Here is a 20,683-nt window from a genome sequence, read left to right as displayed (position 1 = left end):
CCACTCAGGCACTCAAGGCCAGGTAACGGTTTTTGATCGTCGGGTCGGCGCGCAAGTCAGCGGCGCTGCCTTCGTACACCACGCGGCCCTGTTCGAGCACGTAATGGCGGTCGGCGAGCTTGTCGCAGACCATCAGGTTCTGTTCCACCAGCAACACCGGCAGGCCCTCGTCCTTGACCTTGCGCAGGATCTTCACCAGCTCGTCGACGATCACCGGGGCCAGGCCTTCAGTGGGTTCGTCGAGGATCAGCAGCTTGGGGTCGTTAAGCAGGGCGCGGGCGATGGCGAGCATCTGCTGTTCGCCGCCGGACAACGCATGGCCGGCGTTTTTGCGCCGCTCCTTGAGGCGCGGGAACATGGCGTACACGTCTTCCAGTTGCCAGCGGCTGTGCTTGCGGGCGGCGATGCGCAAGTTTTCCTCCACCGTCAGCAGGCGGAAAATCCCGCGGTTTTCCGGCACCAGCGCCAAGCCCTGGCGCGCAATTTCAAAGATCTTTTGCCCCACCAACGCCTGGCCGTTGAAGTGGATCTGGCCCTGGCGCGGGCAGATGATGCCGAGGATGCTGCGCAGGGTGGTGGTCTTGCCGGCACCGTTACGGCCGAGCAGGGTCACCAGTTCGCCAGGGTTGACGCTCAGCGACACGCCCTCCAGCACATGGCTTTTGTCGTAGTAGGAATGGATATTCTCGACGATCAGCATCAGGCAGCCTCCCCAAGATAGGCAGTGCGCACACGTTCATCGGCGCGCACGAACTCCGGCGTGCCTTCCACCAGGATCTGCCCATGGCTCATCACCGTGATGCGTTGGCTGATGGACATGACGATGCTCATGTTGTGTTCGATCAACAGCACCGTATGGTCGCGGCCAAGGTCGCTGATCAGTTGGGTCATGATCGGGATATCGTCGATGCCCATGCCCGAGGTGGGCTCGTCGAGCATCAACAGTTTGGGTTTGGAGCAGATCGACATGCCCACCTCCAGCACCCGTTGCTGGCCGTGGGACAACTCACCGGCCAGGGTGTCGGCGCGGGCCATGAGTTGCAGGCGTTCCAGCACCTGGTCGGCCATCTCCAGGTGTTCGCGCTTGCTGTCCACCCGACGCCAGAAGTTCAAGGCACGCGAGCCATCGCGGCCCTGGGCGGCCAGGCGCAGGTTTTCGCGCACGCTGAGGTTCTGGAACAGGCTGGTGAGCTGGAACGAGCGCGCCATGCCCAGGCCGACGCGGCCGTGGGCGGGCTTGCGCATCAGGTTCTTGCCGTCGAAATGGATCGCCCCGGCGGTGGCCTGGCGTTCACCCGTGAGGCAGTGGAACAGGCTGGTCTTGCCCGCGCCGTTGGGACCGATGATGGTGTGGATGGTGCCGGCTTCGACCTTGAGGTTGACGCCATTGACCGCATGGAACGCGCCGTAGGCCAGCTCCAGGTTTGTGGTTTCCAGCAGGATACTCATAGCCCGTCCTCCTTGGCGACGACTGCGGTTTTGCGCGTGCCGCGCAGCTTCTCGAACAGCGATGCGAGGCCGCCCCACAAACCGCCGCGCATGAAGATCACCACCAGGATCAGGATTACCCCCAGCAGCATCAGCCAGCGCGGCCACAGGTCGGAAAGGAAGTCGCCCAGCAGCACGATGGAGCCGGCGCCCAGCAGAGAGCCGAACAGCGAGCCGGTGCCGCCGACGATGGTCATGATCAGTATGTTCTCGGACATCGCCAGGTCGATATTCGACAGCGGCACAAAGTGCAGCAGCATGGCGTACAGCGCCCCGGCAATCCCCGTGACCGCGCCGGACAGCACGAACACCAGGATCTTGAAGTGGCGCGTGTCGTAGCCGATGGCCGAGGCGCGGGTTTCATTTTCGCGAATCGCCATCAGCGTGCTGCCAAACGGTGAGGCGATCACCCGGCGTGCGCCGATGAAGATCAGCAGGAACAGCACCGCGACAAAACCATAGAAGGCACGGGCATCGGCCAGGGACAGCAGCACGGTTTCGCCCACACGAATTTCCGGGCGCGGCACGCTGAGCAGACCGTTGTCGCCGCCGGTCCAGTCGCTCAGGGTGTAGGCGACGAAGTAGGCCATCTGGCTGAACGCCAACGTGAGCATCACAAAGTAAATGCCCGTGCGCCGAATCGCCAGGGCGCCCACCAGTAAGGCGAGGAAGCCACCGGCCAGCGCTGCGCCAAGCAACGCAGTGAACAGGCCCAGTTGCAGGTGGATCATCAGCAGCGCCGCGCAATAAGCGCCTGCACCAAAGAAGATGCCTTGGCCGAAGGACAACAGCCCGGTGTAGCCCAGCAGCAGGTTGCAGGCCAGGGCGGCCATGGCAAAGATCAGGATCTCGGTGGCCAGGGTCGCCGAGGGCAGCACCAACGGCAGGCCGATCAGCACGGCCAGCACCCACAGCAACATGGCTCTGGATTGGGTCTTGGCAAACGGCAGGGGGTTTTTCTCGCTCATGTCAGGCTCTCCCGAACAGGCCGTAAGGGCGCACCAGAATCACCACGGCCATGGCGCCGTAGATCATCAGGCTCGCACCTTGGGGCCAGAGTGTGGTCATCAGGCTTTGCACCACGCCCACCAGCAAACCGCCGACCAGCGCACCGCTGAACGAGCCCATGCCGCCGATCACCACCACCACGAAGGCGATGCCCAGAATCTCCGGGCCGACAAAGGGCTGGGCGCCGCGCAACGGCGCGAACAACACCCCCGCGACACCGGCGAGCGCGACGCCCAAGGCGAAGGTCATGGAGAACAGGCGGAAAATATTGGTACCCAGTAGCGAGACGGTTTCAGTGCTCTCACTGCCCGCGCGCACCAGGGCACCGAAGCGCGTGCGTTCCAGCAGCAGCCACAGGCCCAGGCCCACCAGCCCGGAAAACACGATAAGGAACAGGCGGTAGTAGGGGTAGACGAAGTCACCCAGCACCAGCACGCCGCGCAACAGTTCCGGCACGGCGACGCTTTTGCCCACCGGCCCCCAGATCATCACGCTGGCTTCCTGGATGATCAGGGCGATCCCCAGGGTCACCAGAATCTGGAACATGTGCGGCAAGTGGTAGATGCGCTGGATCAGCAAGCGCTCGATCACCCAGGCCAGTGCGGCCACCACCAGCGGCGCGATCAGCAGCGCCAGCCAGAAGTTGCCGGTGAGGCTCACCGCGGTGTAGCAGATGTAGGCGCCGAGCAGGAAGAACGCGCCGTGGGCGAAGTTGACGAAGTTGAGCAGGCCGAAAATGATCGTCAGCCCCACTGCGATCAGGAAGTAGATCATCCCCAGCCCAAGGCCGTTGAGAATCTGGAACAGGTACAGATTAAGCATGCAGACACCCTCCGCAGGCGGCCGCTTGCGCGGCCCTGCGCGACAAAAATTAAGCGGTCAGCCGAGCGTGCAGCCCGTCGCCTCGACCGCAGGGAACGATTGGCCAGCGCTGAGCACTTTGGCCAGGTCGTCCTTGTCGGCCATGTCGCCGCTGGCCTTGCCGATCAGCAGGTAGTAATCCTTGATCACCTGGTGGTCGCCGGCGCGGATCGACTCCTTGCCGGTCGGGCCTTCGTAGCTCAAGCCTTGCATGGCCTTGGCTACGGTCGGGCCGTCGAAGCTGCCGGTGGCGATGATGGTGTCGAGCATGACTTTGGTGCTGATGTAGTCGGCGGCCAGCGGGTAGGTGGGGTTGATGCCGTACTTGGCCTGGGTGAGCTTGACCAGTTCACGGTTGAGTGGGGTGTCGACCTGGTGCCAGTACTGCGCGCCCAGGTACACGCCTTCGAGCACATCGCTGCCCAGTTCCTGGAACTGGTCCAGTCCGGCAGACCACACCAGCAGCACTTTCATGCGCTCCTTGATGCCGAAGTTCACGGCCTGGCGCAGGGTGTTGGACGATTGGCTGCCAAAGTTGAGCAGCACCAGCACATCGGGCTTGGTGGAAATAGCGTTGGTCAGGTAGCCGGAGAATTCCTGTTCCTGCAACGAGTGGTAGCTGTTGCCCACGTGTTCCAGGCCATGCTCCTTGAGCACGTATCTGGCGCCTTCGAGCAAGGCTTCGCCGAACACGTATTGCGGGGTGATGGTGTACCAGCGCTTGGCGTCCGGCAGCAGCTTGATCAGCGGCACCATGGTCTCGCGGATCGCGCCGTAGGTGGGCACCGACCAGCGGAAGGTCGCCTTGTTGCAGTCCTTGCCTGTCACTTCATCGGCGCCCACCGGGGTCATGAACACGCCGCCGACCTTGTCCACTTCCTTGGCCACTGCCAGGGCGGAAGACGACAGCGTGCAGCCCTGGAAGAACCGCGCGCCGTCCTGCGCGATGGCCTCCTGCACCTTGCGCACTGCCTTGCCGGCGTTGCCTTCGGTGTCGATGACCTTGTAGTTCAGCGGGCGGCCGAGCAATTGGGGGTGTTGCTGCACCGCCAGGCGCGAACCCATGTCGGCAAATTTGCCATAGCTGGCAAAAGCACCAGACATGGACTTGAGGCCGTAAAAGGTAAAGGGCTCGGCGGCGAATGCCGAACGCACGCTCAGCGGAAGGCTGAGGGCGGCGGCCGCGGTGAGGCTGGCTTTCAATAACGTACGACGCTGCATGGGGTGACTCCCTGGTTTAGTTATTGGCAGGAGCGGCAAGGGCGATACGGTGGAGCAAGGGCCTGTGGGCAGGCTTGTTATTGGACTGAGTGAAACGATCTAAAGGTTGGAACCAGATCGAAATGTGGGAGCGGGCTTGCTCGCGAATGCGGTGGGTCAGCTACGCATGCAGTGACTGATGCACCGCATTCGCGAGCAAGCCCGCTCCCACATTGGGTGGTCGGTGTGCTTAACGGTGATCAAACTCCAGAAGGAAGTGTGGGCTGACCTGGCCTTCCAGCGCGGTCATATGGTGTTCGGCATCGCACATGTGTTCATGCATCAAGCTGCGCACCGCGCTTTCATCCCCGGCGCGAAAGGCGATCAGCAGTTGCTTGTGATAGTCGAGGTTGGCCGCGTCGAACTGCTTGCGCTTGGGCTTGTAGGCTTTTTTCAGCACCACCAGGTCGCGCAGCAAGTCATTGAGAAACTGCGCCATGAAGCTCAGCAGCGGGTTGGGGCAGGCCCGGGCCAACAGGTTGTGGAACTCAAGTTCCGCCAGGCGCTGTTCGCGCTGGCCGGCTTCGCTGTCTTCGGGGGCGCTGCAAAAGTCCACATTGGCTTGCAGGGCGGTGTAATCGTTTTCGCTCAAACGCCCGAGCACCGACACCGCCAATTCCACTTCGATGACCTTGCGCAGTTGGTAGACCTGCTCGCCATCCAGGTGCTGGAAGTGCAGGTAGTTGCGCAAGGCGCGGCTGGCCGGCTCGGTGCCGGCCTGGTTCAAGTAAGCCCCGCCGCTGGGGCCGGTGCGCGTGCTCACCAAGCCCTCGACCTCCAACGCCTTGAGCGCTTCGCGTGCCGAGCCCTTGGAACACTGGAAGCTTTCCATCAACTCGCGTTCGGTGGGCAGGCGGTCGCCGGGCTTCAAGGCGTCGGTGACGATCGAGCGCTTGACCGACTCGACAATCACATCGGACAGCTTCTGGCGTTTGCGGCGTAGCGGGCGAGTCAGCATGGCGGTGATTTATCGTATTAATGCGGATAAATAGCACTTAATAACGATTGGGGAAGTGCGTCAACGCAGGCTGTCGTTTTCGGTGGCAAGAGGTCGTAAATGCGTGGATTAATTATTCCCAGGCGCTGAGGTCGAGACAGCGCGTGGACGCCGGCGGTTGTCTACCATAGGCGAGAAAATCCCCCAGCCAGCGGCTGACACAGCCGTCGGTGCCTGCGCGCGCCGATTCCTTGAGCAAGAGTTGCTCGACACCGGTGGCGACTGCTTCGCCAGGCTCGGCATTGATCAGCACCATGCGCCCGACACGCTCGGGAAACAGCGTGCCGTAGCGGCTGCCCAGGCGGGTGGCAGCGGCGTTGCCCAGGTAGTTGAGGCGCGCCTCGCCAAGTTGCCCGCGCACGAACTCCATGTCCCGCGCAGCCTGTTCCACGGCATTGCCCTCGCGCAGGTCGCGGGCGCTCAGCTCGATGACGTCATAACGGTCGACCAGGGTGCGATAGGCCTGGGTGGCAAGCGACTCCCAGCGACTGGCGAGGTGAAGAACGAAAGGCGCGTCCTTGGCCTGGAGGGGTTCGCCGGCCTGGATGAACACGACACCTTCACGGTTGAGCGGTTGCCGTGCGCCTACCCGTGTCACGCTCAGGCGCAGGCGGCCGCGCTGGGGGGCGGCATGGTCGCGAGGTACGTTGACCAGGCCGCATTGGGTGCGGCCAACCACTTGTGGGTTCAAGTGCGCCGTCGTGGTGAGGGGGCAGTCCAGCAGCCAGTCGATGGCGGTGGGGGCAATCAAGGGCTTGGCCAGCGCCAGGTTCGGTATCAACCAGCAGCCAATGCAGGCCAGGCCTTTTACAACAACGCTGGGTTTCATCATGAGGTCCCGGGCTTCCGTGTGATAACGGCTTTTTTACCAAGGACCTTGAGGTGGAGAATGTAGGGTGAAGTAACAGCTCGTGTATGAAATATGAGTTTCGTTTATCAGATGTTGGTTTTCCAGCCACCGCCTAATGCCTTGTACAGGGCGATGCTGGCTTGCAGGCGCGACAGGCGCAGTAGCACGCTCTGGTCCTGGGCGCCGTACAAAGTGCGCTGGGTTTCCAGCACTGTGAGCAGGTCTTCGGCACCCGCTTCGTAGCGGCTTTGCGCAATCTGAAACGCGGTCTGCGCCTGCTGCAGCTCCTCGCTTTGCCATTGGCGTTGCTGGTCAAGGCGGGTGATGCTGCTGAGGGCTTTTTCCACATCGGCAAAGCCGTTGATGATCGCCCCGCGGTAGTTTTGCAGCAGTTCATCCTGGCGTGCCCGAGCCTTGTCGCGCTCGGCGCTCAGCCGGCCATTGTTGAAAATAGGTGCCATCAGGCCCGAGGTCAGGGTGTAGAAGGGGCTGCGCAGGACCTCTTGGGCCTTGTATGCGCCAGAGCCGAGCGTCGCGCCCAATGTCACCGAAGGCAGCATCGCTGCACGCGCCACCGTGACGTCGGCACGGGCCGCTGCCAACTGGGCCTCGGCCTGGGCGAGGTCGGGGCGCCGGCTCAATAACTGGCTCGGTATGCCGGGCCCGATACTCGGCCAAGTCAATGCCTGGAAGGGTTCAGTGCCCAGTTCCAGTGCCTGTACGGGTTGACCGAGCAAGGCGGCCAAGGTGATTTGCGACTCTTCGACCGATTGCTGGATCAGCGGCAGTTGCCGTTGCTGGCTGGCCACCAGGCTCTTCTGTTGTGCCAGTTCCAGGGCCGTGGCGGAACCGGCGTCGTGGCGGGTCTGTACCAGGTTCAGCACATTGCGCGCATTCGCCAGGTTGAGCTCGGCAATCTGCAGGCGCTGACGTGCGGCCAGGGTTTGCGCGTAGCGGTCGGCGACATTGCTGAGCAGGGTCAGCTCCACGTTGGCCTGATCGAACTCACTGGCGTGCAGGCTATGCACGGCGCTGTCGCGCGCAGCGGCGCGGCCCCCCCAGAAGTCGATTTCATAGCTGGCTGTAAGGTTGGCGTCATAGCTGTTGACGGTCTTGTTGCTTTCGGTGGCGTCCAGGTCCGAGTTGCCGCTGCCGCGCAACAGCCTTTGCCGGCTGGCGGTAAGGTTGAACTTCAGCTCCGGCAGCAGCGGTGCGCCGGCAATCACCGCCGTGGCCTGGGCCTGACGGACACGCGCCATGGCGGCCGCCACGTCGAAGCTGTCACGGCGGGCCTGGTCGATCAGGCGGTTCAACGCCGGGCTGCCAAACTGCGTCCACCAGCGTTGATTGGTGGCTTGGTTTGCATCGCGTTCGGCATAGTGCCAGGCGGCGGGCGCGGCGAGGCCGCTGTCGATGGCGGGCGGGTTAGCGCCACAGGCCGTGAGCAACAGGCACAGGCTGAGCGCGGACAACGGCGGGGTGATTGATCGTTTATTCACTGGTCAACGCCTTAACCGGATCGAGCCGGGCAGCTTTACGGGCCGGCATGAAGCCGAATACGACGCCGGTGACCAGCGCACAGCCAAACGCACCGAGCACCGCCACCAGGGAAAACTGCACCGCCACTTCGGCCAGCACCAGCACGCCGCCCACCAGCAATGCCAGGGCGATGCCGAACAGGCCGCCGACCACCGAAAGCATCACCGCCTCGGTGAGGAACTGGCGCAGGATGTCGCGCTGGCGTGCCCCTGTGGCCATGCGGATACCGATTTCACGGGTGCGCTCGCGCACGGTCATCAACATGATATTCATCACGCCGATGCCGCCCACCAGCAGGGAAATCGCGGCAATCGAGCCGAGCATCAGCGACAGGGTGTTCTGGGTGCGCGCTTCGGCCTGGATCATCGCGGCATTGTTGGTCAGCTCGTAGTCGCGCTTGCCGTTGTGCAATTTCAACATCAACTGGTCGATGGCGCGTTCGGCTTCATGCACCTTGTGCGCATCGGTGGCGGCAATTGCCACGTATTCGGGGTTGTAGCTGCCGAACAGGCGGACACTGGCGGCGCTATAGGGAATGGCGATACGGTCGTCACTGTCCTTGTCGCCGGAGCTTGCGCCTTTTTCCGCGAGCACGCCGATCACTTGGAAGGGTACGTTCTCGATCAGAATGTACTGGCCGATGGGATTGGGCACATCCTTGAACAGTTTCTGGCGCACACGGGAGCCGATCACGGCGACCGTGGCTGCGGCGCGTTCATCGGCTTCGGTGAAGTAACTGCCCTCGACCACCGGCCAGTTGAAGATGTCCGGGAAGTTGGTGTCATTGCCACCCACGTAGGCCATGTAATCGACATTGCCGAAGCGTACGCCAGCTTCGGTGCCGTTGACCGGCATGATGCGCTTGACCTGAGGCAGCGTCGCCAGGGCGGCGACATCGTTAAGGGTCACGATACCCAGCGGCGTGCGCGGGTTGGGCGAGGAGCCACCGAGGTAGATGATATTGGAGCCGAACGCGCCCATCTGCGCCATGACCTGGCGCTTGCTGCCTTCACCCACTGCCAGCATCACCACCACCGACGCGACGCCGATGATGATGCCCAGCAGCGTCAGCGCCGTGCGAAAACGGTTGATCCACATCACCCGCCAGGCGGCCTGCACGGCGTCCAGCAATTCGGCTTTCCAGGCACCATTGTGCTCGGCGCCGTCGACCAGGCGTTGGCGCAGGTCCACGGCGTGCAAGGCGCCGGCCGCCACGCTGGGCGTGGCCGCGCGGGTGTCAGCCGAATCGCTGATGATCTGGCCGTCGCGAATCTCGATGATGCGGTTGGCCCGCGCTGCCACTTCACGGTCGTGGGTAATCAGGATGACCACATGGCCCTGGCTCGCCAGTTCGTCGAGCAAGGCCATGACCTCGGCGCCGCTGTGGCTGTCGAGGGCGCCGGTGGGTTCGTCGGCGAGGATGATATGACCACCGTTCATCAGGGCGCGGGCGATCGACACCCGTTGCTGTTGCCCACCCGACAGCTGGTGCGGCCGATTGCCGGTGCGCTCGGCCAGGCCCAGGCGGGTGAGCAGGGCGCTGGCGCGGGCATGGCGCTCGGCGGCGCTGATGCCAGCATAGATCGCCGGCATCTCGACGTTTTCCTGGGCTGAGCCTGAGGGAATCAAGTGGTAGCCCTGGAACACAAAACCGAAGGCTTCGCGGCGCAGCCAGGCCAGTTCGTCGCTGCCCAGGTGCGCGACGTTTTCCCCGGCGAACAGGTAGTCGCCCTCGGTGGGGCGGTCGAGGCAGCCGAGGATGTTCATCAGCGTCGATTTACCCGAGCCCGACGCGCCGACAATGGCGACGAACTCGCCGGCATGGATCGACAGGTCAATGCCGCGCAACACATCGACCTGCGGGCTGTCGCCGCCGCCGTAGGATTTGCGGATGCCTTTGAGCTCAATCAGGGGCGTGGCCATTTCAGCCCCCATGGCTATCAACCGGGCCGATCAACAGGTGGTCGCCCTCGCTCAACCCCTCGAGCACTTCCACCCGCAGGCGGTCGCTGATGCCCAGGCGCACTTCACGGTCTTCGATGGCTCCGTTTTTGGCGACCACCCGGGCGATTTGCGCTGCGGAGCCGGGCACGCTTTGCAAGGCGGCGACGGGTACGGAGAGGGCGTCCTTGACTTGGCTGGCGACGAAAAACACCTGGGTGGTCATCTCGGCCATCAGCGCGTTGTCGGCGTTGTCCACGTCCAGCAGCACCGTGTACAGCACCACTCGGCCTGTGCCGCTCTTGCTGGTGCTGCTCGGGCTGCCGTTGCCCTGGGTTTCGTTCAAGGGCTTGGGCGGGATCGGCAGGATCTGGCGCACGGTGCTGGTCCAGCGCCGGCTGCCACCGCTCAGGGTGGTGAAATACGCGCTCATGCCAGGTTTGACATGGCCGATGTCGGCTTCGGAGACTTCCGCCCACACGGTCATTGGCGACAGCTTGGCGATGCGCAGGATCAACGGCGTTTGCTGTTGCGCGTTGAGGGTCTGGCCGACGCGCGCGTCCACGGCCACCACGGTACCGGTCATCGGCGCGTAGATGCGCGTGTAGCCCAACTCGGCCTCATCGCTGCGCAGGCTGGCCTGGGCCTGGCGGATCTGTGCCTGGAACATCTGGACCCGTGCCTGGGTCGCGCTGAGTTCGGCCTTGGCGGTCTGCACGTCTTCTTCGCGGGTGGCGTTGCCGGCATTCAGGCGTTGCTGGCGCTGGTACTTCTGGCGGGCCAGTTGGTGCTGGGCTTTCTGCTCCTGCAACTGGGCCTGCAGGTTTTCGATGGCATAGCGGCTGGCGTCGAGCTTGGCTTTTTGCGTGGCGGGGTCGATCTCCACCAGCAATTGGCCTTCCTGGACCTGGTCGCCGGCCTCGACGTGGATCTTGCGGATCTGCCCGGAGGCCTGGGCGCCGACGTCCACGTAGCGCCGCGGTTGCAGGGTGCCCAGGGCGGTGACGCTGTTTTCGATGTCGGCGCGGGTCACGGTGACGGTGGCCAGGGCGTCGCGGCCCTGCGTCAGGCCCTGCCAGGTGGCAAACGCAACGATGGGAATCAGGCACGCCACCACAAGCAGGGCGCGTCGGGCAGGTCGAGGGCGTTTCATGGGTAGCTTCCAGCCAGGAAAGTTCGGGGCGCAGTCGCGCAGAGCTGACAGGTAAACGAGGAAAATGCTCCGTAATTTAGGCTGTTACATAAGTAGTTACAGCTCCAATTGCGAAAAAAACCGACCGCTGATGAGAGAGTTCTTTAAAAGTAGATGAGAATTACTATAAATTGCACACACTCAAACTGCCATCATCGGTGATGGCATAACCGTCAATGGTTGCGGGTGCGTCCAGGGTAAGGGGATGCGTTCTCGGGTTTTTCGCGAGCAAGCTCGCTCCTACAGGGGTGGGTGTCGTTTGTACCAAGGCCGTGGGGTCAGGAGTCATGTTGGAAAACTACTATCGCGAGCTGGTGTGTTTCCTCAACGCCAAGCTGGGCAACCGTCAGGTGGCCGAAGATGTGGTGCATGACGCTTATGTGCGGGTGCTGGAGCGTTCCAGCGACACCCCGATAGAACAACCCCGCGCTTTCCTGTACCGCACCGCCTTGAACCTGGTGATCGACGGCCACCGGCGCAACGCCTTGCGCCAGGCCGAGCCCCTGGAGGTGCTGGACAGCGAAGAGCGCTTCGCCGCCTGTTCCCCCCACTCCAGCCATGACCAGGGCCAGCGCCTGGAGATGCTCGAGCGCGCCTTGGCCGAGCTGCCGGCGGCCTGTCGCGACAGTTTCCTGTTGCGCAAACTCGAAGGCCTGTCCCATCTGCAAATCGCTGAACGCCTGAACATTTCCCGCAGCCTGGTGGAAAAACATATCGTCAACGCGATGAAGCACTGCCGGGTGCGCATGCGCGAGTGGGAAGCGCACTGATCGGCTGTTAGTTAAATTTTATTTCACTGTCCTCGTTTCCTATCAACACACGGCCTGTTGTTCAGGCCATGAAGGTATTCCCGCCCCACCGCCAAGGGGCTTATCCAGAGGACACTGGAATGACACAGGCAATTGCTTCGCCCGCGGTTCATGACCTGATCGGGATCGGTTTCGGCCCTTCGAACCTGGCGCTGGCCATCGCCCTGCAGGAGCGTGAAAAGGCCCAGGGCAAGCTGGACGTGCTGTTTCTCGACAAACAAGCCGACTACCGCTGGCACGGCAATACCCTGGTGACCCAGAGCGAACTGCAGATTTCCTTCCTCAAGGACCTGGTGACCCTGCGCAACCCCACCAGCCCGTACTCCTTCGTCAACTACCTCAAGGCCCACGACCGCCTGGTGGACTTCATCAACCTGGGCACCTTCTACCCCTGCCGCATGGAGTACAACGACTACCTGCGCTGGGTGGCGGGGCAGTTCCAGGCCCAGGCCAACTACGGTGAAGAAGTGTTGGCCATCGAGCCGATCCTGCATCAGCAGCAGGTCGAGGCGTTGCGCGTGATTTCCCGTGATGCCCAGGGCGAGCAGCATGTGCGCACCACCCGTTCGGTGGTGGTCAGCGCCGGTGGCACACCGCGCATCCCCGAGGCATTCAAGGCGCTCAAGGGCGATAGCCGGGTGTTTCACCATTCCCAGTACCTGGAGCGCATGGCCAGCCAGCCGTGCGTAGACGGCAAGCCGATGCGCATCGCCGTGATCGGCGGCGGCCAGAGTGCAGCAGAAGCCTTTATCGACCTCAATGACAGCTTCCCGTCGGTGCAGGTCGACATGATCCTGCGCGGCTCGGCGCTCAAACCGGCCGACGACAGCCCGTTCGTCAACGAAGTGTTCTCGCCGGCCTTTACTGACCTGGTGTTCCAGCAAGTCGGTGCCGAGCGTGAGCGTTTGGTCGCCGAATACCAGAACACCAACTACTCGGTGGTGGACCTGGACCTGATCGAGCGAATCTACGGGATTTTCTACCGCCAGAAAGTCTCCGGCATCGCCCGCCAGGCGTTCCGCACACTGACCGTAGTGGAGAAGGCCACCCCTGGCCCGTTGGGCATCGAACTGGCCCTGCGCAATACCGCCACCGGCGAAACCAGCCTCAACCATTACGACGCGGTAATCCTGGCCACCGGCTACGAGCGCCAGATGCACCGTGAACTGCTGGCGCCGCTGCAAGCCTACATGGGCGACTTTGAAGTGGCCCGCGACTACCGCATCGTCACCGACGAGCGCTGCAAGGCTGGCATCTACATCCAGGGCTTCAGCCAGGCCAGCCATGGCTTGAGCGATACCTTGCTGTCGGTGCTGCCGATTCGCGCGGATGAGATTGCGGCGTCGCTGTATGCGCTGGACCATCACCGTGGCAAGGCGCGTTCGGTGCAGGACTTGCTCCTGGCCACCGCCAGCTGACCGGCCTCTCCGTAGGAGCGAGCTTGCTCGCGAAGAACGTCAACGATAACGCGCCTCATCTGAATGAACGCGGCGCTCTTGGGTTCTTCGCGAGCAAGCTCGCTCCTACAGACGGCACTTGTGACAAAGTGTGGCTATTGATACTGTACAAAAAACCAGTATCGGTAGCCCTCCATGCAGTTGATCGAAAAACTCAGCATCCTCGCCGACGCCGCCAAGTACGACGCGTCCTGCGCCAGCAGTGGCGCGCCCAAGCGCAGTTCCGAGGGCAAGCCGGGGCTGGGTTCCACCAATGGCATGGGCATCTGCCACAGCTACACGCCCGATGGCCGTTGCGTGTCGTTGCTCAAGGTGTTGCTCACCAACTTCTGCCTCTACGACTGCCAATACTGCGTCAACCGCCGCTCCAGCGACGTGCCCCGTGCGCGCTTCAGCCCGGAGGAGGTGGTCACCCTGACCCTGGATTTCTACAAGCGCAATTGCGTCAGCGGGCTGTTCCTCAGTTCCGGCATCATCCGTTCGTCGGACTACACCATGGAGCAGCTGGTGCGGGTCGCCAAACTGCTGCGCGAAGAGCATGACTTTCGCGGTTATATCCACCTCAAGACCATCCCCGATGCCGACCCGGCCCTGATCGCCGAGGCTGGCCGTTATGCCGATCGCCTCAGTGTGAATATCGAACTGCCCACCGAGGCCAGCCTGCAGACACTGGCGCCGGAGAAGCAGATTGTCTCGATCAAGCAGGCCATGCAGACCATCTACACCGGCGAACAGACGGTGCTCAACGAACCCCGCGCGCCACGTTTCGCCCCGGCCGGGCAGAGCACGCAGATGATTGTCGGCGCCGACGACACCGACGACAGCACCATCCTGCACGGTGCCGAGGCGTTGTACGGTAATTTCAAGCTGCGCCGCGTGTATTACTCGGCGTTCAGCCCCATCCCCAACAGCCCGAAAAGCGTACCCCTGGCTGCGCCGCCCTTGATGCGCGAGCACCGCTTGTACCAGGCTGATTTCCTGCTGCGCAGCTACGGTTTCAGCGCCAATGAGCTGTTCGCCGGCCCCGGCCACCTGGCACTGGATATCGACCCCAAGCTGGCCTGGGCCCTGGAGCATCGCGAGGTGTTCCCCCTGGACCTGAACCGCGCCGAGCCGACCCTGATCGCACGTATCCCCGGCATCGGCCTGCGCACCACCCAGCGCCTGGTCGACCTGCGCCGTGAACGCAAGATCCGCTTCGAAGACCTGGCGCGTATGCGCTGCGTGCTGGCCAAGGCCAAGCCGTTTTTCATCACCAGCGACTACCACCCGCAGCAGGCCGACAGCACCAGTGTGTTGTTGCGCGAACAATTGCGGGACCGTCCGCAGCCGCAACAGATGGGGTTGTGGGGATGATCAGCCTGGAGTGCGACAACCTGTTCAGCACCTGGCGCGAACAGGCGCGCTGGTTGCTCAGCCATCAGGTCGACCCCAGCCAGGTGAGCTGGGGCGAGGTGCAGGCGGCGGACCTGTTCGCTACCGATGAACCGATCCCACCAGGGTTGGGGCCGTTTCAGGCGCGTATACCCAAGGCGTTGTTGCAATTGCTGGAGTCCGCTGCCTGTTATCACGGTGATCAGCGCTGGAGCCTGTTGTATGAAGTGCTGTGGCGGGTCAGCCATGGTGATCGCACGGCCATGCTCGCGGGGGACAAGCTTGGCAGCGAATTGCAGCGGCGCATCAAGCAAGTCAGCCGGGAAGCCCACCACTTGCATGCGTTTGTGCGCTTCATCGCGCTGCCGGATGGGGCCGGGTCGGAACTGCCGGAGTACGTGGCCTGGCATGAACCAGCCCATGACATTCTCAAGAGCGCCAGCGAGCATTTTATCGGGCGCATGGGCCGCCATCGCTGGATGATCGCCACGCCCCTGGACGGGGTGTATTACGACGGCGAGCAATTGATTCATCAGCGCCAGTGCCCCGAGGCCTGGCAGCAACTGGCGCAGAATGTTGAAGATCCCCACAGTGCGATGTGGTTGACCTACTACAGCCACATCTTCAACCCGGCGCGGCTGAACCCCAAGGTGATGGAAGGGCATTTGCCCAGCCGCTTCTGGAAGAATTTGCCGGAGGGCAAGTTGATTCCGGGGTTGATCAGCGAGGCGCGCACGGGCAAGCAGAAGGATGGGCAGGCGAAGTTGGTGGGGGCCAAGCCAGGCAAGAGAATATTAAGTGGGCACGGTTAAAAACTGTGGGAGCGGGCTTGCTCGCGAAAGCGGTGGGTCAGTCAGCTTATGTGTAACTGACCCACCGCTTTCGCGAGCAAGCCCGCTCCCACACAAGCCAGCTCCCACATTTGATTTTCGCAGCCTGGAGGAGTGGGTATCAGGCCAGTTCAGTCGCGGTGTTCTTGACCACCGCCAACTCCGGATGTGCCACCAACTTATCAATGTGCAACTCATCATTGTTCAACCAGGTCTCGGTCAGCACCCGGTAATGTTCCATATCCCGGCAGCGCATGCGCAGGCTGTAGTCGAACGGCCCGCTGATCAACTGGCATTCGAATACCTGCGGGCAGGCTTTCACGCAGGCTTCGAAAGCCTTTTGCGCCGAGCGCCCGCTTTGGTTGGACAAGGCCACCAGCACCAGCAGCGACAGCCCCGGTGAGACCATCTGCACATCGATGATCGCCCCATACCCACGGATCACCCCGCGTCGCTCCAGCTTGCGCACCCGCTCCAGGCAGGGCCTGGGGGTGAGGTGCACCAATGACGAGAGCTTTTCGTAGGTAATACGCCCCTGATGCCTGAGTACGTCGATGATCGCTTCGTCGATGCGATCCAGCGTAGGGGAAGAATGGGGTCCGTTGGCCTTGGTATCCATGAGTTCACTTCAAACGGTTGGAAAGAAATTGCTGCAAGCGTTCGCTGGTGGGATGGTCGAGGATCTCGGCGCCGCCGTGTTCTTCGACTCGGCCCTGGTGCAGGAACAGCACTTGGCTGGACACCTGGCGGGCAAAGCCCATTTCGTGGGTGACCATCAGCATGGTACGACCTTCCTCGGCCAACGTCTGTATGACTTTAAGCACTTCTCCTACAAGCTCCGGGTCCAGGGCCGAGGTGGGTTCATCAAACAGGATAATCTCCGGCTCCATCGCCAGCGCCCGCGCAATCGCCACGCGCTGCTGCTGGCCGCCGGACAGGAACGCCGGGTATTGGTCCGCCACGCGGCTCGGCAAGCCAACCTTGTCCAGGTACAACCGCGCACGCTTCTCGGCTTCGGCGGCGCTCACGTTCAGTACCCGACGCGGGGCCATGGTGATGTTTTCCAACACGGTCATGTGGCTCCACAGGTTGAAGTGCTGGAACACCATGGCCAGGCGCGTGCGCAGGTTTTGCAGTTGCGCCTGGTGCGGCGCGCGGGTGCCGGCGCGGCCTGGTTGCATTTCGATGCTGATGCCGTCCAGGGTGATCACCCCGGCGTCAGGCTGTTCCAGAAAGTTGATGCACCGCAGCATCGTGCTTTTGCCCGAGCCGCTGGCGCCGATCAGGCTGATCACATCGCCCTGGCGGGCATTGAGGGACACGCCCTTGAGTACTTCGTGTTCGCCGTAGCGTTTATGGATACCTTCGACTTGCAGCTTGATCGCGGCAGTTGCAGCGTTGGTCACGGGTACATCCACCGGATAAGCGGCCAGGGCCTGCGCGGACTGATTCATGGGTTAGCCTCGGGTAGGAACAAGAAAGCGCATCCAGCGACGTTCGGCCAGCCTGAACAGGCCCACCAGTGCAAAGGACAGCAGCATGTAGAGCAGGGCGGCGATGCCGAAGGCCTGGAAGGTCAGGAACGTCTCGGCATTGGCATCGCGGGCGACCTTGAGGATGTCGGCGACGGTGGCGGTGAACGCCAGCGACGTGGCGTGCAGCATCAGGATCATTTCATTGCTGTAGGCCGGCAGGGCGCGACGCAACGCGGCGGGCACGATCACAAACAGGTTCAGCCGCCAGCCGTGCAGGCCATAGGCGCGTGCCGCTTCGATCTCGCCATGGGGGATGTTGCGGATTGCCCCGGCGAAGATTTCCACGGTGTAGGCGCAGGTGTTGAGCACAAACGCCAACAGCGTGCAGTTCAGCGCATTGCGGAAAAACTGGTTGAGCAGGGCGTTGTCCCGCACCACCTCCAGGCTGTACAGCCCTGTGTAGCAAATCAGCAGTTGGATATACAGCGGCGTGCCGCGGAACAGGTAGGTGTAGACCTCCACCGGCCAGCGCAGCCAGAAGTGCTCTGACACGCGTGCCAGCGCCAGGGGGATCGACAGGCCAAAGCCGAGCACCACCGAGATAATGAACAGCCACAAGGTCATGGCGACACCGGACAGGCCACTGCCATCGCTGAACAGGTAGGCCAGGCCGTATTGCTGGAACAGTTCGATCATCGCGCCATCCCCTTGATGCCCAGGTTATAGCGCCGTTCCAGGCGCTTGAAGATGCGGTTGGAGAGGGTGGTAATCACCAGGTACACCAGGCCCGCGAGGATCAGGAAGTACAGCGGCTCGCTGGTGGACTTGCCGGCGTTCTGCGCGGCCTTGACCAGGTCTGACAGGCCGATGATCGACACCAGCGCCGTGGACTTGAGCAGCACCAGCCAGTTATTGCCCAGGCCCGGCAGGGCAAAGCGCATCAGTTGCGGGAACAGCACCAGGTGAAAGCGCTGCCAGCGGCTCAGGCCATAGGCGGTGGCGGCTTCCAGTTGGCCGGCTGGCACACTGAGGATCGCGCCTCGGAAGTTTTCGGTGAAATACGCGCCGTAGATAAACCCCAGGGTGATCACCCCGGCGGTAAACGGGTCGATTTCAACGTAGTCCCAGCCGAACGCTTCGGTCAGGTCGTTGAGCCACAGTTGCAGGCTGTAGAAGATCAGCAGGATCAGCACCAGGTCCGGCACGCTGCGAATCAACGTGGTGTAGAGCGTGGCCGGCACGCGCAGCCATTTGGCGCTGGAGAGTTTGGCGCCAGCGGCGACCAGGCCCAGGGTAAGGCTCAGGGCCAGGGCGAGGAACGCCAGCTTGAGCGTCATCCAGGCACCCTGGGCCAGCATGGGGCCGTAGCCTTGCAGGTTGAGGAGGTCGTTCATGGAAAGGAGGTCTCTTTATATGTAGGAGCGAGCTTGCTCGCGAAAAACTCAAGGGCGCCGCGTTCATGCTGGCTTAGCGCGTTATCGCTGACGATTTTCGCGAGTCAAGCTCGCTCCTACAGGGGATTTTGCTGGCGCGGGCATTACTCGTTGTAGATGTCCTGATCGCCAAAATATTTCTTCTGGATCTGGGCGTAGGTGCCATCGGCCTGGACGGCGGCGATGCCCTTGTTGATCAGCTCACGCAACGCCTGGTCGTTCTTGCGCAGGCCCATGGCGATGTCCAGGGGCAGGGTCGGGTCCTTGAAGGCCGGGCCGGTCTTGAAGTCGGCGCCTTCGGGCTTGGACAGGAAGTTGAGCTGGGCTTCGAGCTTGTCCGTCAGGGTGGCGTCGAGGCGGCCGTTCTGCAGGTCGGCGTAGTTCTGTTCCTGGGACTGGTACGCCTTGATCTGTGCACCGAGCTTGGCCAGGTGCGCGCGAGCATAGGCTTCCTGCAACGAGCCTTGCAGCACGCCCACTTGCTTGCCGTTCAGCGACTCGGGGGTGTCACCGAAGGTGGCGTTTTTGCGGGTGATCACCGAGGTGGGGCTGAGGAACAGCCGGTCGGTGAAGTCGATGACTTTCTCGCGGGCCGGGGTTACGGCCATGGAAGACATGATCGCGTCGAACTTGCGCGCACGCAGGGCCGGGATCATGCCGTCGAATTCGTTGTGCACCCAGGTGCATTTCACTTCGAGCTTGGCGCAGATGGCGTTGCCCAGTTCGATATCGAAACCTTGCAGGCTGCCGTCAGCGGCGACGGATTCGAAGGGCGGGTATTCGGGAAACACGCCAAACCGGATTTCTTTCCAGTCCTGGGCGTGGGCAGCAGTGGCGCACAGTGGCAACAGCAACGCAGCGAAGAGTGATCGCAGAGGAGTCATGTGTCGGTCCCTATATTTTGTAATTGATGTCAGGGGCAGTGAATAACTGGGAGCAGAGAATGCTTCATGATGGTGCGTTTTTTGTGTCGTTTACCCCCTGCGCAAAGCGCAAATTGCGCTGTTAAAACAAGCAATGCAGCGGAATCGGCTGCGACACCGGCAAAATCGGCTTTTAACCCACCAGAATCTGGCCTGCCCTGGGCGCAAAGCGGCAAGCCAGAGCGGTTTCAGGCGCGCTTTTTATGCTGTACCACAGGTTGCTGGGCCAGGCGTGCAAACAGGTCTTTCGGGTCGACCAGGTCCGGCACCAGCTCCAGCTCGCTGCCTACTTCCAGCGCTTTGGCCACGTCCAATACATAGCGCAGGGCCGAGTAGTCTTCGATGGCAAAACCCACCGAGTCGAACAGGGTGATTTGGCGTTCATTCTCGCGGCCCGGCTGTTGGCCGTTGATCACTTGCCACAGCTCGGTGACCGGCGAATCTGCCGGCATGTGCTGGATTTCGCCTTCGATGCGGCTTTGCGGTTCGTACTCGACGATCACCCTGGCGCGCTCGACGATACGGCGGTCCAGCTCGGTCTTGCCCGGGCAGTCACCGCCCACGGCATTGAGGTGCATGCCTGGCTCGATCATCTCGTCAGTCAGGATGGTGGCGTAGGCCTTGTCCGCAGTGACGGTGGTGACAATGTCCGCGCCTTTGACCGCCTCGGCGACGCTGGCGGCCAGGATCACCTTGATCGCCGGGAACGCCTTGAGGTTGGCGGCGAGCTTGGCGGTGGCCTGGGGGTCGATGTCGAACAGGCGGATTTCAGTAATGCCAAGCATGGCGTGGAAGGCCAGTGCCTGGAATTCGCTCTGGCAGCCGTTGCCGATCAGCGCCATGCTGCGGCTGTTGGCGCGGGCCAGGTAGCGGGCGACCAAGGCCGAGGTGGCAGCGGTGCGGATCGCAGTGGTCAGGGTCATTTCCGCCAGCAGCACCGGTTTGCCGGTGTCGACGTCGCCCAAGGCACCGAACGCCATCACGGTGAGCATGCCGGCCAGGGTGTTTTTCGGGTGGCCGTTGACGTACTTGAAGGCGTACAGCGAAGCGTCGGACACCGGCATCAGCTCGATCACCCCATCCGGTGAATGGTTGGCCAGGCGCGCGCATTTTTCGAAGTCCTGCCAGCGCAGGTAGTCGGCGCGTATGTAGTCGGCCATCTCGGTGATGCAGGTTTGCAGGCCTTTTTGCGAAACCAGGTAGCTGAGGTCGTTGACGTCGATATAACGGGTCATGGCAAGACTCC

Annotated in this window: 20 protein-coding genes; 4 read left to right on the top strand and 16 right to left on the bottom strand. The window is 62.5% G+C overall.

Annotated elements, in window-relative coordinates:
• Nucleotides 1–4: 4 nt before the first annotated feature.
• The 10 genes from BUE92_RS24475 to BUE92_RS24430 form a co-directional block, all read right to left on the bottom strand.
• Nucleotides 5–700, bottom strand: coding sequence for an ABC transporter ATP-binding protein (locus BUE92_RS24475; protein WP_073526794.1), 696 nt, complete (start codon nt 698–700; stop codon nt 5–7).
• On the bottom strand, nt 700–1,449 hold the full coding sequence (locus BUE92_RS24470) for an ABC transporter ATP-binding protein (protein WP_073526793.1): 750 nt from the start codon (nt 1,447–1,449) through the stop codon (nt 700–702). The genes BUE92_RS24475 and BUE92_RS24470 overlap by 1 nt, the downstream gene beginning before the upstream one ends.
• Nucleotides 1,446–2,456, bottom strand: a complete 1,011-nt coding sequence (locus BUE92_RS24465; protein WP_073526791.1) for a branched-chain amino acid ABC transporter permease — start codon at nt 2,454–2,456, stop codon at nt 1,446–1,448. The genes BUE92_RS24470 and BUE92_RS24465 overlap by 4 nt, the downstream gene beginning before the upstream one ends.
• A gap of 1 nt (nt 2,457) precedes the next feature.
• Complete coding sequence (locus BUE92_RS24460; RefSeq protein ID WP_073526789.1) at nt 2,458–3,318, bottom strand: branched-chain amino acid ABC transporter permease; 861 nt, start codon at nt 3,316–3,318, stop codon at nt 2,458–2,460.
• Nucleotides 3,319–3,375: 57 nt separating this feature from the next.
• Nucleotides 3,376–4,578, bottom strand: coding sequence for an ABC transporter substrate-binding protein (locus BUE92_RS24455; protein ID WP_073526787.1), 1,203 nt, complete (start codon nt 4,576–4,578; stop codon nt 3,376–3,378).
• Nucleotides 4,579–4,807: 229 nt separating this feature from the next.
• On the bottom strand, nt 4,808–5,575 hold the full coding sequence (locus BUE92_RS24450; protein WP_073526786.1) for a FadR/GntR family transcriptional regulator: 768 nt from the start codon (nt 5,573–5,575) through the stop codon (nt 4,808–4,810).
• 112 nt (nt 5,576–5,687) lie between these two features.
• Nucleotides 5,688–6,443 carry an alpha/beta fold hydrolase gene (locus BUE92_RS24445; protein WP_073527213.1) on the bottom strand — a complete coding sequence of 252 codons (756 nt, stop codon included), beginning with the start codon at nt 6,441–6,443 and terminating at the stop codon, nt 5,688–5,690.
• Between the two features lie 107 nt (nt 6,444–6,550).
• A complete protein-coding gene (locus BUE92_RS24440) occupies nt 6,551–7,963 on the bottom strand; it encodes an efflux transporter outer membrane subunit (protein ID WP_073526784.1) in 1,413 nt (470 codons plus the stop codon).
• Nucleotides 7,956–9,926, bottom strand: coding sequence for a MacB family efflux pump subunit (locus tag BUE92_RS24435; RefSeq protein ID WP_073526783.1), 1,971 nt, complete (start codon nt 9,924–9,926; stop codon nt 7,956–7,958). Before BUE92_RS24435 ends, BUE92_RS24440 begins: the two co-directional genes overlap by 8 nt.
• A 1-nt stretch (nt 9,927) precedes the next feature.
• The gene (locus BUE92_RS24430) at nt 9,928–11,097 is read right to left on the bottom strand and encodes an efflux RND transporter periplasmic adaptor subunit (protein WP_073526782.1); all 1,170 of its coding nucleotides are present in this window, start codon (nt 11,095–11,097) and stop codon (nt 9,928–9,930) included.
• Between the two features lie 326 nt (nt 11,098–11,423).
• Between BUE92_RS24430 and BUE92_RS24425 the strand changes: the two genes are divergently transcribed.
• From BUE92_RS24425 to BUE92_RS24410, 4 genes are all read left to right on the top strand, one after another.
• Complete coding sequence (locus BUE92_RS24425) at nt 11,424–11,906, top strand: sigma-70 family RNA polymerase sigma factor (RefSeq protein ID WP_073526781.1); 483 nt, start codon at nt 11,424–11,426, stop codon at nt 11,904–11,906.
• 119 nt (nt 11,907–12,025) lie between these two features.
• The gene (locus BUE92_RS24420; protein ID WP_073526779.1) at nt 12,026–13,363 is read left to right on the top strand and encodes a lysine N(6)-hydroxylase/L-ornithine N(5)-oxygenase family protein; all 1,338 of its coding nucleotides are present in this window, start codon (nt 12,026–12,028) and stop codon (nt 13,361–13,363) included.
• 174 nt (nt 13,364–13,537) lie between these two features.
• Nucleotides 13,538–14,758: a putative DNA modification/repair radical SAM protein gene (locus BUE92_RS24415; protein ID WP_073526777.1), complete on the top strand. Its 1,221-nt coding sequence runs from the start codon at nt 13,538–13,540 to the stop codon at nt 14,756–14,758.
• Nucleotides 14,755–15,588, top strand: a complete 834-nt coding sequence (locus tag BUE92_RS24410; protein WP_073526776.1) for a TIGR03915 family putative DNA repair protein — start codon at nt 14,755–14,757, stop codon at nt 15,586–15,588. The genes BUE92_RS24415 and BUE92_RS24410 overlap by 4 nt, the downstream gene beginning before the upstream one ends.
• Before the next feature lie 139 nt (nt 15,589–15,727).
• Here the strand turns inward: BUE92_RS24410 and BUE92_RS24405 are convergent, their stop codons facing one another.
• From BUE92_RS24405 to BUE92_RS24380, 6 genes are all read right to left on the bottom strand, one after another.
• Nucleotides 15,728–16,225 carry an Lrp/AsnC family transcriptional regulator gene (locus BUE92_RS24405; protein ID WP_003192319.1) on the bottom strand — a complete coding sequence of 166 codons (498 nt, stop codon included), beginning with the start codon at nt 16,223–16,225 and terminating at the stop codon, nt 15,728–15,730.
• A gap of 4 nt (nt 16,226–16,229) precedes the next feature.
• Complete coding sequence (locus BUE92_RS24400) at nt 16,230–17,060, bottom strand: ABC transporter ATP-binding protein (RefSeq protein WP_256674001.1); 831 nt, start codon at nt 17,058–17,060, stop codon at nt 16,230–16,232.
• Nucleotides 17,061–17,063: 3 nt separating this feature from the next.
• Nucleotides 17,064–17,777, bottom strand: a complete 714-nt coding sequence (locus BUE92_RS24395) for an ABC transporter permease (protein ID WP_073526775.1) — start codon at nt 17,775–17,777, stop codon at nt 17,064–17,066.
• A complete protein-coding gene (locus tag BUE92_RS24390; RefSeq protein WP_014719023.1) occupies nt 17,774–18,475 on the bottom strand; it encodes an ABC transporter permease in 702 nt (233 codons plus the stop codon). Before BUE92_RS24390 ends, BUE92_RS24395 begins: the two co-directional genes overlap by 4 nt.
• 143 nt (nt 18,476–18,618) lie before the next feature.
• Nucleotides 18,619–19,398, bottom strand: coding sequence for an ABC transporter substrate-binding protein (locus BUE92_RS24385; protein WP_032896457.1), 780 nt, complete (start codon nt 19,396–19,398; stop codon nt 18,619–18,621).
• A gap of 227 nt (nt 19,399–19,625) precedes the next feature.
• Complete coding sequence (locus BUE92_RS24380) at nt 19,626–20,672, bottom strand: ornithine cyclodeaminase (RefSeq protein WP_073526774.1); 1,047 nt, start codon at nt 20,670–20,672, stop codon at nt 19,626–19,628.
• Nucleotides 20,673–20,683 lie beyond the last annotated feature (11 nt).

Source organism: Pseudomonas fluorescens, from assembly GCF_001902145.1.
Taxonomy (GTDB): domain Bacteria; phylum Pseudomonadota; class Gammaproteobacteria; order Pseudomonadales; family Pseudomonadaceae; genus Aquipseudomonas; species Aquipseudomonas fluorescens_BV.
Note: the sequence above shows the minus strand (reverse complement) of the source record. Positions and strands in the feature narration are given on the sequence as shown.